We start from the raw sequence: 12,524 nt of genomic DNA, 5'->3' as shown, positions 1-12,524 counted from the left end.
CTTTTTCATTGGATTTTTTCGAAGATTAATTTTAAAAATGACACTTGTAAAGACGAGAATAATCATGTATAGTTTTACTTAGAAGGAAACAGTGGCGACGGTCCACTGATTACAAATACATATCGAAAATTTTAATCATCCCAGAGAAGGGATGGTATTTTTTTTGCCTTTTTTTCTATTCCCACGCGCGTAACGCGAAAATAAAAAGAGAAATCCCCCCTCGCGTTGCTCGGTCCCCCAGCAAAATTGTTTCTAAAATTTACCCGGGGGGTGTCTCAGGAAATTTATCTTAAATTATTTTATAGCTAAACCAAAGAATAGCTCAGCATATTCAATAACAATGTGAGCTTCTGTTAAAGACATATTTAGATAATGTTCTAACCAATGTTCACGTAGACTTTTCTTTACTGTTTCAAGTGTAGTCTTCTCACATGCTCTTGGATTACATATGTGTCTGATCTGTTTGTATGTTGTGTAGATATCATTTCCAAATCGTTTGTATAATCCTACATCAGCAAACGTTCTATCAGTTGGCTTCTTGCGTTCTATTTGTCTTATGATATTTAATTCATACGTGTTACCTTGTATCGTTAGGCTGTCCACACTTACCACCTCTCTTCATCTACTATCGTGCAGCGCTTCTTTACTATGTTCTTCTCTTTGCCATGTTCTTTGTTATGGCATTGAATGCATAGTGTTTCTAGGTTGCTTAATGTATAAGCTAAGTCTGGTCTGTCCCTCAGCTCCTTGATGTGATGGACGTTCCTACCTTTGCTATACTTACCTTTGCGCTTGCACTCCTGACATTCGCTATTGTCTCTCTCTAACGCCTTAATCCTAATGTTCCTTCTCCAATAAGGATGCTTATAGAACTTAATGATGTCATCTTGCTCATATAGTTTATTTATCTCTTGTATTGTTAGAGGTTGCATTGACTATCCTCACCTCCAAAATGCCCGATAGAATACGAAACCAATATAAGTAAAGAACAGTATAACTATTCCACTTGGTACTCCAATTAACCAGAACAACCATTCAGGAATTGTAAACTCAATATGCATTCCCTCACTCCTTACCATTCTCCTAATAACTCACGTAACTTTGGATGTTTGTATTCGTACCACTTGTATCCAGTGTCATAGTAAAGATGAATCATTTTAAGCGTTTCATCCTTCGTCATACCACTCAAGCCCTTCATTGCGTTATAAGCTTTCTGAATATCGTTCTTACGTATACTCTCATGCCAATTGACTAATGAGTTGATTAAGTAATGTCTAGTCATTGACTCCTTCATTCTTCTACTTCCACGGTTTCCTGTTGTCCTGGCGTTACGTCTGTTTCTTCTATTTCCCATGTGTTATAGATAAATTCAGTTTTAGAAAGTTTCATTATTCTTCGTTCTACTTTCTTCTTAATCACATACTCTTTGCCTAACATATCTAAAGACTTCATGACATCTAACAATACTTCTAACGATTCGATAGTATCTTTGTATGGCTTCATTTACGTTCATCCTCCTCCAAAATAAAAAAGCACCCAAATGGATGCTTACTATCATTTACTTATTTATTTTTCGATTACGGTATGTGAAGTTTTATTCTTCTTTCAGCTAACAACCGCGACAGACACCATCGGAAAACTTATCAGGTTCTCCTGATTCTGTCTACCTAGGATGTTGTTAGCTCAAAGAAGAGCAAAAGCTCTCCCTAATAACGGTAACATTCAATCATTACCATCTGCTGGTTTCGGATTTTATGTGCCATCATTATGAAATCGTTTAGACAACATATAGTTTATAAAGGAACATTGTGAGTTGTGTTTTCCGCCACTTCTCACAATACAAATATATCACGTGAATCCCAAAACAACCGGCACATTTACTGCCAAAAAGCGGTCACGACTCTGCCACTTATTTTCCCTACCAATATCCTAATTTACTCTTTGCAACTGTTTTACCTAATTTATTAGTTTTTGGCAACTATTCTCTTGCCACGCTCTTTCTCTAATGACTTACCCATATCTTGTATTTTGTGTAACTAAGCCAAATGCTACAGCCTTTGATATTCATAGCTTCATAACACTTCCTCTTTTGAGTTACACAACACAATAAAAATGAGTAACTGTATAGAATGGAATAGAATAACATGGACACCAACTTAAAGTTTTAATGTACTCCAAAAATAAAAATCCACTGCATTTAATTACTTTAAATAGTCAGTGGATTTTTATTTTTAGCGGGATTTTATTTTATTAGCTTGATAGTGATGAGATACAGCTAGAATTTCAACCTAAAAAGTTGGATTCCTATACGTTAAATAAAATGAATAAAGTCTTTTACACTCTCTTCTTTAAGAACGTTTCCATAATATCCTTCCTGAATCTTTCATAATCAAACTGAAAAGCTACATTATGCGTTTTATAACCTGGATTAGTAACAAAACGAAAGTCTGCAATGCTTTGACCAAACCCTTCCCCTTGATCAGGAATTACTTTAATGGGTACTCTCGAAAGGCTAACAGCCTCTCTATTTAGCAAATACCACACTGTTACAAAATCATGCATAGGACTTCCACTTATACCTGGATTAGACTTGGAGTAAAAATTATAATAATAATCTAACATAGGTTTAATGATGAGTCCTGCAAGATCCTGTGTATTCCGATGAAATGCATCGATTTGCTCGACCATTTCGGGTGTAACAATCGCATGTTGGGTCACATTTAAAGGGATAATTGTCAAGTTCTTTGCATGTTGCAGAATTAAGTTTGCTGCATAAGGGTCTGCGTGAAAATTAGCTTCAGCCACAGCAGTTACGTTACCTGGATAGAAAAAAGCTCCCCCCATGCAAATGCATTCTCTTACATTTCGCATTGTTTCTAAATTTAATACAAAAGTCGTAGCTAGCGAAGAAAGTCTTCCTAAATTGATAATGGTAAGATCTTCTAAATTTGATTCTATAATTTGATAAATATCATTTAAAGGATAAACTGGATATGAAATTTCAGGTGGAATAATAGGTCCTAATCCAACTTTTCCATGTACCTCAGGGAAATACTGAATTAATATACCTGTCAACGGTACAGAAGCACCAAGGAATACAGGTATTTCTTCTCTTCCCGCAATGTACTTTAAATAGTTAATATTTCTTATTACATTTTCTCTTGATACATTTCCATAATCGGCCACAATTCCTACAAGTTGAATGTCTTTACGAAAAAAGGTGTACAGTATAGCAAATGCATCATCAATCCCTAAATCTGTAAACAGGAGAACCTTTTTTTGCATATCTCTTCCTCCAAAATTTATAGAATTCTACTTTCGCCAATGATGTAGTGATTAGACTACGCTTGTATATATATTTTTTATGTATTCTTAAAGAGTGGATTCTATTCACTTGAAATAGCTTTGCTCATCTAAATTTGATTTTATGTTCAAGCGTAAGTTTCGGTTCTTAAGTCGATAAGCATGTGTTGTTATCCTTAAACAAAAAAAGCAATGATTAGATTTTAAACCTAGTCATTGCTTTATCCATTGCATCTTGGTTTACTCCTATATATCTTAACGTTACTCGTTCACTTGAATGATTGAATATCTCCATCAGCAAAGCTATGTTCTTTGTCTGCATGTACATATGATATCCAAATGTCTTACGTAATGTATGTGTCCCAATCTCTTCTAAACCAAACTTTGCTGCTGTGGTACTAAGTATTTTATATGCCATGCTTCTTCCGATTGGTCGATTCTTTCCTTGTCTGCTCTTAATTATATACTCATAGTCTTCCATATCTTCAATGTACCACTTTAACTCTCTTCTTAATGCTGCAGTAATGTGAATACGTTTCTGCTTACCTGTCTTCATTTCACGCATTGATATATGGCTGCCATTTAAATCTCCAACCTTCAGTTTTAAAATATCACTAATACGTAGCCCTGTATTAATTCCTATTACAAACAAAATATAATTGCGTTCATTCTTTTCTTTTAGATATTCTTTAATTTGTTGTATTTGCTCTGAATCACGTATCGGTTGAACAAAATTCATTATTTATTACCTCCAGTTTCTTCTGTCTCATAAACTTCTAATCCTAGTGCAAAAGCAAGTTTATAAAACGCTTTAGACTTCCAACGTCGATAAGTGCGCTCTGACATCCCTATCTCGTTATAAACCATGTAGTCACACACATCCTCTTCTTCTAAATAACGTTTATAAATAATATCTCTTTGAATACTTCCTGCACGTCCGTTTCCTAATCGATTTAGAAACTGATCAATACTTAATGACATTTTTTCAAGCCACTCTTCTCGTTTACTTTGTTGAATATTTGCTATAGCAACATCTTCCAATGGTTTTCCAACTGTATGTGTAGGACCATGCTCACGTATTTCATAAGAAGGAGTGACTTTCATTTCTTTACGCATCATCCCAAATTGTCTATGTATACGTACACTTTCCAACACACGTTCTAATTCCTCTTGTGTTGCTGTTCTATCGATTTTTGGTAAGAAAGATAATTGTTTAGTCATGTAAGACCACTCCTTTTTATTTTTAAATTACTTTTGTCTTATTGCTCCACGTCTTCGTTCATAGCAAGGTCTATGCATCCCCATTAAATCTTCAATATCACGAGTGCTTAATTTCTCTTTTTGTTTTTTCTTGTTTTTCTTCTTTCCTTGCTTGGATTTCTTTTTCCATTCAAGTAATTGATCCTTTAACACCTTCATTTCCCCATCTCCCTTTTCAAAATAAAAAGGACACCTATTCGTAAAACAGCCTTAATTGCTGCTTTAATGAATTGGTGTCCTCTAGTTTTCTAGCCGGACTATATTTGTTTGCTTTTAGCTTTTTTGCTTCCCTTATAAAATCCATATCTATGATCAACTTCCGCAATCAAGATTACAAGTACCATAATAATTCCAGCTTCTATGAAACTTTTCGCATTACTAAAGGTCACAAACATGGTGATTAAGTAAAGAGCCAAATACATTCCAAAAAACTGTTTACTATTCATTTTCTATCCCTCCAGTACTGTTATTTTATTATTCCGGCTTTCACAAAAATATTTCTCCAAGCGTTATCAACTTGATATTTCTCTACTGCCTTTGTGCGACGCGCGATAGCTTTACTAATTTTTCTTTAAATTAGTCATTCTCCTAACCTCTCTTTCTATTAAAAGGATTATTTTGTTGAAATTACTTCATTCAATGCCCCGTATTTTGCATTAGCTGTTTTAATCCACAAATCAACACGTTCCTTATTCTCATCAATTCTTCTTTTGGCTTTTTCGATAGCAAACCGTTTTTTAAAGCTGTTTGTGATTCCGAAGCCAGTAGTTAATTCAGATACTACATGCATACGCAAATATTCATCGAAATGAGTAATTAAATGTACCCCATTGTATTCACCTAAGTATTCACCTTCTGCTTTGTGCATTGATCGTGCAAATCCTAAATTAACTGGTATCCAAAAGTGGAATACACTTCCTACTTTCAGCTCATTAATCATTTCTTTCTCCCCCCCCCTGAATAAAACTCAATATTCCGTCAATACTGTAGACAACCCATTAAGTTACTTTCTCCTTGTTCCCCCTTGGAGAACCGAGCAGTTAGCTTTTGCTAGCTGCTCTTTTATGCTAGTGACGAATCAATTAGTAATGTCGTGTTATTACTTGAATGAAAGTCACAAGCCGCTTCAAAATAATGTTTCCCTCCGTATTTTATTGTCGCATTTATATACATTCCAAAAGCTACATCCTTTTTAAGCTCTTCCACTTTACCTTCTGTCATAACCTCAGCTATTGAGTTACCGCCAACTTCAGTTTGATAAATTTCATACGCTTTTTTCTCGCTTTCAGCTGCAACCATAGCCCAATATTCATGCTTATTAAACTCAAAGTATTTCATATCAATTCCTCCTCGAATAAATTTCTAAACCTTGTCCATACTATAAATATAAATGTACTTGAGTTCTGAACTTCCTTCTTAATGCTTTTCTGGAGAGCAGTTAGCTTTTGCTAGCTGCTTTTTCATATGCGCTCAAAGAATGATAAAAATTCACTGTAGCTGAAATGTTCAAAGGCCCCTTTATCATTTTTAACAGCTATACCGACTTCATCTGGTGTTCTAAACATCTTAAAATCTTCATAGTTAAACCAATATTCTTTACCAATACTAAACCCTCTTGCTTCCATTTTTGGAATAACATACATCCAATCTCTAAGGTTTATTAATAAATCAATTGAGTCCTGTAAAAGATCTAGAGTATCCTCCATATCCATTCCTCTTTTCTACAAAATGAAATTTTTGTTACATTACATCTGAACTATCGATTGCCCCTATTTCCGCCTCACAATCCTCTTCGGACCAATCTTTAATCATATCCCAGGGATAATGCATTTCTACTAATGTCCTTTTATAAGTCCCTTCTTCTGTTTTACTGATTGCAACTGGATCAGGACCATTCAGTTTTAATACAGTGTCATAAATTTCTTCATTACTAACATCCAGCTCTTCACCTAAATTATCTAAAGAGTTATCAAGTTCGCACATCCACCCGTAATTCTTTCCACTCTCAGAAGCATCAAAAATCACTTTAGCTATTAATTGAATTACCTTTGGTCTATTCATTTTTCATTCTCCTTTTCTAATAAAATAGCGTTTTTGTTCAAATACTTCACGCCCATGAAAAAATTACATATGATATCACGTACCCTTTTACATTAAGAGTTTTGGTCCGAAGAGCACTTATATATGGTGCTCTTTTTGGTATGGAATTTAAAATAGAGGCTTGCTCTTAAAACCTATTATGTAATTTTCATAGGTTTTTTCCTTACACCCGTGTGTCTGTTTACTCATAAGTTGTTAAAGTATAAATATAAATTGATAGTTAATTTATAAGGGAGGTGTAAAAATGAGTAAATTTAAAAAGCATTGTTGTCACATACCCTTTCCTTTACCTCAAATAGGGCCTACTGGAATAACTGGAGCGACAGGACCTTCTGGACCTACCGGAATAACCGGAGCGACAGGACCTTCTGGTGGACCTCCAGGACCTACGGGACCTACGGGACCTACCGGAATAACTGGAGCAACTGGGCCTTCTGGTGGACCTCCAGGACCTACGGGACCTACCGGAATTCAAGGTAACCTGGGACCTACTGGGCCTCAAGGTATTTCTGGACCTCAAGGGATTCCTGGGATTTCTGGATCTATTGGTCCAACTGGACCTTCTGGAATTCAAGGTATCCAAGGCATCCAAGGCATTCCTGGCATTCAAGGTCCTATTGGACCCACTGGAATAACGGGGGTCACTGGAATTCAAGGGATTCAAGGCATTCAAGGGATTCCTGGCATTCAAGGCATTCAAGGGATTCCTGGCCCGACCGGCCCTCAAGGGATTCCTGGTTCTGCAGGCCCAACTGGACCTTCTGGAGCTGTTGGCCCGACCGGCCCTTCCGGGGGACCGCCAGGACCAACGGGACCGACTGGACCTTCCGGGGGACCACCAGGACCTACCGGAGTGACTGGCCCCACTGGACCAACTGGGTCACCAGGACCAACCGGACTTCAAGGTATCCAAGGTATCCAAGGTATCCAAGGCATTCCTGGCCCCACTGGACCTCAAGGAAGTCAAGGGATTCAGGGGATTCAAGGTAATCCGGGGCCTATTGGTCCTATTGGACCCACTGGAATAACTGGGGCGACTGGAATTCAGGGTATCCAAGGTATTCAAGGTAATCCAGGACTTATTGGACCTATCGGCCCGACTGGCCCAACTGGGCTTCAAGGTATTCAAGGCATCCAAGGCATTCCTGGACCTACTGGATTACCAGGAACCGCTGGAGCTACCGGACCTACTGGGCCTATCGGTCTTACAGTATCTGGTTTATCCCAGTATGCTTATGTTTTCAATACAGCAGCTCAAGTTGTTGCCTTAGAAGCACCTATTCTTTTTAATTCACACGGTAGAATCACATCCGGTTTTACTCATACGCTCGGAACTTCTCAGATGACAGTTATTAATGCTGGAGATTATAAAATTTCTTTTTCTGTATCAGGAGTTGAACCTAATCAATTTGCCCTCTTTTTAAATGGGGCTCCCGTTACCAACTCCATTTATGGATCAGGTGCAGGTACTCAACAAAACAATGGGCAAACAATTCTCACTTTAGCAGCAGGTGATATTATTACCCTTAATAATCATACTTCCGCTGCTGCAGTTACTTTGCAAACTTTGGCGGGTGGAACACAAACAAATATAAATGCTTCGATTGTAATTGAAAAATTAAATTAATTTAATCATTTATTTCTTGAAACTCTGCCAGTAAATAATCTGGGGTGGATTCTTTTTTCAACAAGCAGTTAGCTTTTGCTAGCTGCTCTTTTAATTAAAATAAGGATTTTGTTTAAATTTCATTAACCTTATTGATTCCTTTGCATACAGTATTATCACAAGAGATTCCACAGGTGGCTCTGGTCCAGTTACCTTGAATTTCTTGCACACCTTGTGGGAAGAATCCGTTTATAACAAACGGATTCTTTTATTTTTGCTCATACAATAAGAATTTTGTTTTAAATTTGCACCTACCTGAATAGCACGCATACAATATTGTGCGTATTCATATTCAAGATCACTTTTGGTCAAGAGCTCTTTAAAAAGAGCTCTCTATTTTTTTAATTAACACAAAATAACTATTTTATTAAAAATCTTTAATGAGCTAATCCTTACAATTTTGTAATACTAATGTCACTGAAATCAATTTTTTCACTATAAACTCTTTACTATAATTTTCCTTATAAAGTTATAGACACACAGTAAGGAGCGAATTAAAAATGTCTTTTTCTCAATTAAATATTGATGCTTTTCGAGCAATCAATGATTTAGGGAAGCAATATTCATCCCTAAACTCAACTATGGTATTTTTGGCGGAATATATGGTGTATTTTTTAGGATTAATTATTATGGCTTATTGGTTTACTCAATCTAGAAAAAACAAAATGATGATTATTCAAGCGATGGTTGCTTTTGTAACTGCTGAAATAATTGGAAAATTAGCAGGGAATTTGCATTTGAATTATCAACCATTTGCAGTATTACCTAATGTTAATAAACTTGTCGATCATGCAGTAGATAATTCATTTCCTAGCGACCATACGATTCTATTTTTTTCAATTTGTTTTTCATTCTGGCTTGTTCGTAAAAAAGCTAGATGGTTATGGCTTGTACTTGCATTCTGCGTAGCTATTTCTCGTATTTGGGTAGGAGTTCATTATCCTTTCGATGTCATAACAGGAGCTTTAATAGGAATTATTTCAGCGATATTTTCATATTGGTTAACACCGAAAATTACATTCATCAAACAATTACTTAATCTTTACGAAAAAATAGAACAAAATGTAATACCATCCAAAAACAAGTCAAAAAACTTTTGATTAATCTCACAAAGCTAAAAAGATTACATAAATTACAGAGTATTTTTCAATATTGTCTTGATCGAAGAGCGCTCCCTTGGGCGTTCTTTAATTTTAAAATAACGCTTTGGTTAAAATCTTTGATTCTGCCATTCAGTAATACAAGCTGGTTCAATTTCTTCAAATTCTTGTGTTTCTACATCAAGATCAATGACAGAATAGCTAGGTACTACTAAAAATTCTTTTCCGCAAACGTTACAAGTAGGATCATCAAGTGCATAAACTCCTTTAATTGTGTCAGGATTTTGCAAATCAAAATCAGCATTTTCAAAAACTACAAGACCATTACATCCTTTAACGTTACATTTATGTGCTTCAATAGCCATTTCTCGTTCCCCATTTCTTAATAAAACTCAAATTTTATACCATTTAATTGACTAACATTGAATTTTTTGGGATTATATGATAATATTTATATATAAGATCATTACCCTTATAAAAAAGAGCTATGAGCCTTTCCACTCATGGCTCTTTTTTATTACAATTTTCATTTCATATCTACACGATTTTGACTAGCTTCTCGACTAAATCCGTCTGGGTATCTTATTGCTAATTTAGATACATTCATTTGAGCGATATCTTCTAGGGTATACCCCATTTCGTGAGACATGATTGAAATGTAGTACAAGATATCCCCTAGCTCTAAAGCGATTTTATGTGTATTCCCTTCTTCCTCTCCTGGACAATGAGCTGGATCAAATCCATGACCATGAAAAATTGCTTTTTTCACAACATCAGCAACCTCGCCAGCTTCTCCCGTAAGCCCTAATGCTGCATTTAAAACACGTCCAACAAAATCGTTATTTGTATTCCATGTACGTAATGCCGCTTCTTGATATTGATCTAATTCACTAATTTGATAGATATTCACTACAGCTTGTCCTTCCTTTGATTCACTAACTAATTTAGTTGTTTCATATACACCGTTTTCCATAGCATTCATTTTATTTTCCCCTTCCTGTTTAGCAAATCCCTAATCCTATCGGACGATTTTCAATTAAATACTTATCAGCCTGATCTATTACAAGGAGTGCAACTTCCGCTTGATGCCTTCTTAACGTTTTTGCCATCTTTGGCAAGCTCATGCCCTGACTCCACATTTCACGAAAACGAATTACATCTCTTTCATCCCAAATGAAGTTAGCTTCTTCTAAAACGATGTATACCTTCAACCGTGATTCCTTCATCGCTTCATGATTTCTTGCTACACTCATAAGCGAACCTACTTTCTAAAAATAATTATTTTATCTTTTCAGTAAACTTAGTATCCACACGATCAACTTTACCGTTTACCCAAACCGCAACTTGCTCACCAAATCCGCTCATTGGTGGATTTACCGCTGTGACATTTCCGTCCTTCACTATTAAAAGTTTGTTACTACTAACATCAATTTCTATTTTTTTCATATGTCCCTCTCCCTTTTACTACCGCATGTACTCGACAACATCAGGTTTAAAGCCACTTCCTAAATAAACCCGTACCGGAATTATTTCTTTTTTATCCCTTGCTGCCTTACACAATTCTTCAGCTGTATCCCAATTGAAAAACTTATCTACAGCTCTTTGAAATCTCCATATTGCCATTACATATTGTTCAAAGATGTCATAACGATCATCTTGTTTAGTTGTGTGTGGTAATTCATCCGTACACTTTGCATTCGTTGGAACCTGGACGCGTACATCAGCATATGTAGTGCGTCCAGTACCTCTTTTCACATTTGCCTTCATTACATCGAACTCACAAATTGCTGGCTCTACATCGAAAATGTTTAGTTGCTTAGGCATATGCCATCCCACTCTTCTGAATAAGATCCAGTAATTCAATTGCCCCTTCCTTGCTTAAAAACATTCGGCCACCTAGCAACTCTATGTTGGTTTCAGAAACTTCACCCGTTACAAAGCATGACTTTTCATATTTTCTTAGAACAATGTTTTCCCCATCGACATGAAAATCTAGTGCCGTACCTTCGACAATCCCTAAAGTTCTGCGTAACTCTACTGGAATTACTACACGACCTAGCTCGTCCACTTTTCTTGCAACACCTGTATTTTTCATATTTTTATCACCCTTATTATTTTTTTCAGACAACCTCATTGCTAAATTCATGTAAAATAAACATATAATTGGAAAGGAGGTAAAACTATGGCTTATGAATCTACCAAAGAACTAATTCTTCAAATCATTAATGAAAATAGGGATTTATTACATCCAGATTCTCAAAAACACTTGAATATGAAATTTTTATTGTCAGACGAAAGACTCCAACATCTTTCATCTGACACCATGCTTAAAGTTGTGGACCAATTGGTTGAATCCGGTGAAATCCGTTGTGTAGTAAAGAGAAACCCTGAAGATCCAACTGAAATTATTAACTTTGCAGTTAAAGAAATTTATTGATCATAACTCTCCGTAGTGGGCGCTACGGAGAGTTATTTTTTCCATCTCTCCACAAACTCACCTAAATGAAGCATCGCTTTTCCCATTGCATCAATATAATTATTAATCGTCATTTTTATTAGTTCGCAATCTCCTTTCACTAATTCTTCATATTCTTCAAACGTATTTGCACACTGATAATTAAAAACTCTCAATTCATTTAAACAATCTGTAATTGCTGGAAGCGCCCGGATATGAATGGTTTCCGTACTAAATTCTTCTTTGTTAAGATGTACCAAATTTACAACTCTTTTATTTTCTACTTTGACCTTCAACAAAGTATTGAATGCTGGTTCATTTATCTTCTTTAAACCTAGTTCTTCTCTTAAGTCATTTAATGATTTCTTACCTTCTAACAAATCATCATGGAACTGTTCAGCTTTTAAAATTGTTTTGTTTTTCATATATTACTCCCCCTTGTTAACTAGCTTTTTGTTGTTTGCTTCTTTCTAATTCTTGTTTCATTGATTCAAATTTTATTAACCATGCTTGCCAACGCTTATCGTTTTCCGCTTGCTGTCGCTTTGCCACTTCACAATTACAACCGTTCGTTTCAATTACACCCGGATAAGTTTCTTTACGAATAATTCCTGTATCATGACATAATGCGCACATATTT

Annotated in this window: 25 protein-coding genes; 3 read left to right on the top strand and 22 right to left on the bottom strand. The window is 35.8% G+C overall.

Annotation, left to right across the window (positions count from 1 at the left end; all coding sequences use genetic code 11):
- Window positions 1–294: 294 nt before the first annotated feature.
- From ACS2FK_RS17460 to ACS2FK_RS17395, 14 genes are all read right to left on the bottom strand, one after another.
- Complete coding sequence (locus tag ACS2FK_RS17460; protein WP_404222201.1) at window positions 295–549, bottom strand: hypothetical protein; 255 nt, start codon at window positions 547–549, stop codon at window positions 295–297.
- Between the two features lie 56 nt (window positions 550–605).
- Complete coding sequence (locus ACS2FK_RS17455) at window positions 606–932, bottom strand: HNH endonuclease (RefSeq protein WP_063547396.1); 327 nt, start codon at window positions 930–932, stop codon at window positions 606–608.
- A gap of 140 nt (window positions 933–1,072) precedes the next feature.
- The gene (locus ACS2FK_RS17450) at window positions 1,073–1,294 is read right to left on the bottom strand and encodes a hypothetical protein (protein WP_230387345.1); all 222 of its coding nucleotides are present in this window, start codon (window positions 1,292–1,294) and stop codon (window positions 1,073–1,075) included.
- Window positions 1,291–1,503 carry a hypothetical protein gene (locus ACS2FK_RS17445; RefSeq protein ID WP_063547395.1) on the bottom strand — a complete coding sequence of 71 codons (213 nt, stop codon included), beginning with the start codon at window positions 1,501–1,503 and terminating at the stop codon, window positions 1,291–1,293. The genes ACS2FK_RS17450 and ACS2FK_RS17445 overlap by 4 nt, the downstream gene beginning before the upstream one ends.
- 831 nt (window positions 1,504–2,334) lie before the next feature.
- Entirely contained in the window at window positions 2,335–3,285 is a 951-nt protein-coding gene (locus ACS2FK_RS17440; protein ID WP_061139243.1) for a nucleoside hydrolase, read from the bottom strand.
- A 214-nt stretch (window positions 3,286–3,499) separates the two neighbouring features.
- Complete coding sequence (locus ACS2FK_RS17435; RefSeq protein ID WP_053564381.1) at window positions 3,500–4,042, bottom strand: site-specific integrase; 543 nt, start codon at window positions 4,040–4,042, stop codon at window positions 3,500–3,502.
- A complete protein-coding gene (locus tag ACS2FK_RS17430) occupies window positions 4,042–4,524 on the bottom strand; it encodes an ArpU family phage packaging/lysis transcriptional regulator (RefSeq protein WP_063547394.1) in 483 nt (160 codons plus the stop codon). Before ACS2FK_RS17430 ends, ACS2FK_RS17435 begins: the two co-directional genes overlap by 1 nt.
- Window positions 4,525–4,551: 27 nt before the next feature.
- The gene (locus ACS2FK_RS17425) at window positions 4,552–4,722 is read right to left on the bottom strand and encodes a hypothetical protein (RefSeq protein ID WP_033695145.1); all 171 of its coding nucleotides are present in this window, start codon (window positions 4,720–4,722) and stop codon (window positions 4,552–4,554) included.
- Between the two features lie 98 nt (window positions 4,723–4,820).
- Window positions 4,821–5,009 (bottom strand): hypothetical protein, encoded by a 189-nt coding sequence (locus tag ACS2FK_RS17420; protein ID WP_063547393.1) that lies wholly within the window; start codon window positions 5,007–5,009, stop codon window positions 4,821–4,823.
- Between the two features lie 20 nt (window positions 5,010–5,029).
- Window positions 5,030–5,128 (bottom strand): DUF3983 domain-containing protein, encoded by a 99-nt coding sequence (locus ACS2FK_RS17415; protein ID WP_080469932.1) that lies wholly within the window; start codon window positions 5,126–5,128, stop codon window positions 5,030–5,032.
- Window positions 5,129–5,176: 48 nt separating this feature from the next.
- The gene (locus ACS2FK_RS17410) at window positions 5,177–5,503 is read right to left on the bottom strand and encodes a hypothetical protein (RefSeq protein ID WP_063547392.1); all 327 of its coding nucleotides are present in this window, start codon (window positions 5,501–5,503) and stop codon (window positions 5,177–5,179) included.
- Window positions 5,504–5,625: 122 nt separating this feature from the next.
- Window positions 5,626–5,901 (bottom strand): hypothetical protein, encoded by a 276-nt coding sequence (locus tag ACS2FK_RS17405; protein WP_063547391.1) that lies wholly within the window; start codon window positions 5,899–5,901, stop codon window positions 5,626–5,628.
- Window positions 5,902–6,023: 122 nt separating this feature from the next.
- On the bottom strand, window positions 6,024–6,269 hold the full coding sequence (locus ACS2FK_RS17400) for a hypothetical protein (RefSeq protein ID WP_063547390.1): 246 nt from the start codon (window positions 6,267–6,269) through the stop codon (window positions 6,024–6,026).
- A 34-nt stretch (window positions 6,270–6,303) separates the two neighbouring features.
- Entirely contained in the window at window positions 6,304–6,624 is a 321-nt protein-coding gene (locus tag ACS2FK_RS17395; RefSeq protein ID WP_063547389.1) for a hypothetical protein, read from the bottom strand.
- A 283-nt stretch (window positions 6,625–6,907) separates the two neighbouring features.
- On the opposite strand from ACS2FK_RS17395, the gene ACS2FK_RS17390 reads away from it, so the two are divergent.
- Both ACS2FK_RS17390 and ACS2FK_RS17385 read left to right on the top strand, forming a co-directional pair.
- A complete protein-coding gene (locus tag ACS2FK_RS17390; RefSeq protein ID WP_063547388.1) occupies window positions 6,908–8,290 on the top strand; it encodes a BclA C-terminal domain-containing protein in 1,383 nt (460 codons plus the stop codon).
- Between the two features lie 539 nt (window positions 8,291–8,829).
- Window positions 8,830–9,429: an undecaprenyl-diphosphatase gene (locus ACS2FK_RS17385; RefSeq protein ID WP_063547387.1), complete on the top strand. Its 600-nt coding sequence runs from the start codon at window positions 8,830–8,832 to the stop codon at window positions 9,427–9,429.
- A gap of 110 nt (window positions 9,430–9,539) precedes the next feature.
- Here ACS2FK_RS17385 and ACS2FK_RS17380 read toward each other — a convergent pair whose 3' ends face one another.
- The 6 genes from ACS2FK_RS17380 to ACS2FK_RS17355 all read right to left on the bottom strand — a co-directional run bounded on the left by ACS2FK_RS17380 (window position 9,540) and on the right by ACS2FK_RS17355 (window position 11,524).
- Window positions 9,540–9,794, bottom strand: a complete 255-nt coding sequence (locus tag ACS2FK_RS17380; RefSeq protein WP_050822240.1) for a hypothetical protein — start codon at window positions 9,792–9,794, stop codon at window positions 9,540–9,542.
- A 161-nt stretch (window positions 9,795–9,955) separates the two neighbouring features.
- Entirely contained in the window at window positions 9,956–10,411 is a 456-nt protein-coding gene (locus ACS2FK_RS17375) for a nucleoside triphosphate pyrophosphohydrolase family protein (RefSeq protein ID WP_063547386.1), read from the bottom strand.
- 19 nt (window positions 10,412–10,430) lie between these two features.
- On the bottom strand, window positions 10,431–10,682 hold the full coding sequence (locus ACS2FK_RS17370; protein WP_063547385.1) for a hypothetical protein: 252 nt from the start codon (window positions 10,680–10,682) through the stop codon (window positions 10,431–10,433).
- 25 nt (window positions 10,683–10,707) lie between these two features.
- Complete coding sequence (locus ACS2FK_RS17365; RefSeq protein WP_000717826.1) at window positions 10,708–10,875, bottom strand: DUF3954 domain-containing protein; 168 nt, start codon at window positions 10,873–10,875, stop codon at window positions 10,708–10,710.
- Window positions 10,876–10,893: 18 nt separating this feature from the next.
- Complete coding sequence (locus ACS2FK_RS17360; RefSeq protein ID WP_063547384.1) at window positions 10,894–11,253, bottom strand: hypothetical protein; 360 nt, start codon at window positions 11,251–11,253, stop codon at window positions 10,894–10,896.
- Window positions 11,246–11,524, bottom strand: a complete 279-nt coding sequence (locus ACS2FK_RS17355) for an AbrB/MazE/SpoVT family DNA-binding domain-containing protein (protein ID WP_063547383.1) — start codon at window positions 11,522–11,524, stop codon at window positions 11,246–11,248. Before ACS2FK_RS17355 ends, ACS2FK_RS17360 begins: the two co-directional genes overlap by 8 nt.
- 87 nt (window positions 11,525–11,611) lie before the next feature.
- On the opposite strand from ACS2FK_RS17355, the gene ACS2FK_RS17350 reads away from it, so the two are divergent.
- Entirely contained in the window at window positions 11,612–11,866 is a 255-nt protein-coding gene (locus ACS2FK_RS17350) for a hypothetical protein (RefSeq protein WP_000312979.1), read from the top strand.
- 32 nt (window positions 11,867–11,898) lie between these two features.
- Here ACS2FK_RS17350 and ACS2FK_RS17345 read toward each other — a convergent pair whose 3' ends face one another.
- Both ACS2FK_RS17345 and ACS2FK_RS17340 read right to left on the bottom strand, forming a co-directional pair.
- Window positions 11,899–12,309: a hypothetical protein gene (locus tag ACS2FK_RS17345; protein WP_000792379.1), complete on the bottom strand. Its 411-nt coding sequence runs from the start codon at window positions 12,307–12,309 to the stop codon at window positions 11,899–11,901.
- A gap of 16 nt (window positions 12,310–12,325) precedes the next feature.
- Window positions 12,326–12,520 (bottom strand): hypothetical protein, encoded by a 195-nt coding sequence (locus ACS2FK_RS17340; protein WP_000332458.1) that lies wholly within the window; start codon window positions 12,518–12,520, stop codon window positions 12,326–12,328.
- Between the last annotated feature and the right edge of the window lie 4 nt (window positions 12,521–12,524).

The sequence above is a fragment of the Bacillus cereus group sp. BceL220 genome, from assembly GCF_051776965.1.
In the GTDB taxonomy this organism is placed as follows: Bacteria; Bacillota; Bacilli; order Bacillales; family Bacillaceae_G; genus Bacillus_A; species Bacillus_A cereus.
Note: the sequence above shows the minus strand (reverse complement) of the source record. Positions and strands in the feature narration are given on the sequence as shown.

Bases quoted from the DNA above. Each gene is read 5' to 3' on its own strand.
- ACS2FK_RS17455 (WP_063547396.1), bottom strand. From the start codon at position 932: ATGCAACCTCTAACAATACAAGAGATAAATAAACTATATGAGCAAGAT.
- ACS2FK_RS17450 (WP_230387345.1), bottom strand. From the start codon at position 1,294: ATGAAGGAGTCAATGACTAGACATTACTTAATCAACTCATTAGTCAAT.
- ACS2FK_RS17445 (WP_063547395.1), bottom strand. From the start codon at position 1,503: ATGAAGCCATACAAAGATACTATCGAATCGTTAGAAGTATTGTTAGAT.
- ACS2FK_RS17440 (WP_061139243.1), bottom strand. From the start codon at position 3,285: ATGCAAAAAAAGGTTCTCCTGTTTACAGATTTAGGGATTGATGATGCA.
- ACS2FK_RS17435 (WP_053564381.1), bottom strand. From the start codon at position 4,042: ATGAATTTTGTTCAACCGATACGTGATTCAGAGCAAATACAACAAATT.
- ACS2FK_RS17430 (WP_063547394.1), bottom strand. From the start codon at position 4,524: ATGACTAAACAATTATCTTTCTTACCAAAAATCGATAGAACAGCAACA.
- ACS2FK_RS17425 (WP_033695145.1), bottom strand. From the start codon at position 4,722: ATGAAGGTGTTAAAGGATCAATTACTTGAATGGAAAAAGAAATCCAAG.
- ACS2FK_RS17420 (WP_063547393.1), bottom strand. From the start codon at position 5,009: ATGAATAGTAAACAGTTTTTTGGAATGTATTTGGCTCTTTACTTAATC.
- ACS2FK_RS17410 (WP_063547392.1), bottom strand. From the start codon at position 5,503: ATGATTAATGAGCTGAAAGTAGGAAGTGTATTCCACTTTTGGATACCA.
- ACS2FK_RS17405 (WP_063547391.1), bottom strand. From the start codon at position 5,901: ATGAAATACTTTGAGTTTAATAAGCATGAATATTGGGCTATGGTTGCA.
- ACS2FK_RS17400 (WP_063547390.1), bottom strand. From the start codon at position 6,269: ATGGAGGATACTCTAGATCTTTTACAGGACTCAATTGATTTATTAATA.
- ACS2FK_RS17395 (WP_063547389.1), bottom strand. From the start codon at position 6,624: ATGAATAGACCAAAGGTAATTCAATTAATAGCTAAAGTGATTTTTGAT.
- ACS2FK_RS17390 (WP_063547388.1), top strand. From the start codon at position 6,908: ATGAGTAAATTTAAAAAGCATTGTTGTCACATACCCTTTCCTTTACCT.
- ACS2FK_RS17385 (WP_063547387.1), top strand. From the start codon at position 8,830: ATGTCTTTTTCTCAATTAAATATTGATGCTTTTCGAGCAATCAATGAT.
- ACS2FK_RS17380 (WP_050822240.1), bottom strand. From the start codon at position 9,794: ATGGCTATTGAAGCACATAAATGTAACGTTAAAGGATGTAATGGTCTT.
- ACS2FK_RS17375 (WP_063547386.1), bottom strand. From the start codon at position 10,411: ATGAATGCTATGGAAAACGGTGTATATGAAACAACTAAATTAGTTAGT.
- ACS2FK_RS17370 (WP_063547385.1), bottom strand. From the start codon at position 10,682: ATGAGTGTAGCAAGAAATCATGAAGCGATGAAGGAATCACGGTTGAAG.
- ACS2FK_RS17365 (WP_000717826.1), bottom strand. From the start codon at position 10,875: ATGAAAAAAATAGAAATTGATGTTAGTAGTAACAAACTTTTAATAGTG.
- ACS2FK_RS17360 (WP_063547384.1), bottom strand. From the start codon at position 11,253: ATGCCTAAGCAACTAAACATTTTCGATGTAGAGCCAGCAATTTGTGAG.
- ACS2FK_RS17355 (WP_063547383.1), bottom strand. From the start codon at position 11,524: ATGAAAAATACAGGTGTTGCAAGAAAAGTGGACGAGCTAGGTCGTGTA.
- ACS2FK_RS17350 (WP_000312979.1), top strand. From the start codon at position 11,612: ATGGCTTATGAATCTACCAAAGAACTAATTCTTCAAATCATTAATGAA.
- ACS2FK_RS17345 (WP_000792379.1), bottom strand. From the start codon at position 12,309: ATGAAAAACAAAACAATTTTAAAAGCTGAACAGTTCCATGATGATTTG.
- ACS2FK_RS17340 (WP_000332458.1), bottom strand. From the start codon at position 12,520: ATGTGCGCATTATGTCATGATACAGGAATTATTCGTAAAGAAACTTAT.